A 424-nucleotide genomic window follows, 5' to 3' on the forward strand; every position below is an offset into this window, starting at 1 on the left:
CAGCATGCGCTGCAGCCCTACCGGCGGGCGCCCGTTGCCCGGCTTCGGGTAGTGCGGCTCGATCACCGCGCACAGTTGCTGCCACGGCACGATCTCTTCCATCGTCGCCAGGAACACATCGCGTCGGGTGGGGCGGCGGTATTGCTCGAATCCGGCCTCTTGATCGGCCGCTGCTGCCAGGGTCTGTTGCTTCATCGGATCACAACGCATTCGAGCCGCCAGTGGTGGACTTGTTCAGCGTTGCCTTAACAGCCGCGAGGACATGCAGCAGACCTTGCAGCGCTATGTGCATCTCATTACACACATCTCACAGAGCCATCCGAGCAAAGCGCAGCCCTTGCACGAACACGGCCACATCGCGCATGCCCAGCCACAGCGTCTTGGCTCCAGGCTCGCCGTCACCCTTGCGTCCCAGGAAGCCCCC

Annotated in this window: 1 protein-coding gene and 1 pseudogene; both read right to left on the reverse strand. The window is 63.7% G+C overall.

Features of this window, described 5'->3' with window-relative positions; all coding sequences use genetic code 11:
* Positions 1-195 (reverse strand): annotated as a pseudogene (locus JHD63_RS22885) (IS5/IS1182 family transposase); the annotation flags it as partial.
* A 112-nt stretch (positions 196-307) separates the two neighbouring features.
* Positions 308-424, reverse strand: a 117-nt coding sequence (locus JHD63_RS24645; RefSeq protein ID WP_198973118.1) for an IS4 family transposase, incomplete at its 5' end; no start/stop codon positions are given.

The organism is Xylophilus sp. ASV27 (assembly GCF_016428875.1).
In the GTDB taxonomy this organism is placed as follows: Bacteria; Pseudomonadota; Gammaproteobacteria; order Burkholderiales; family Burkholderiaceae_C; genus Xylophilus.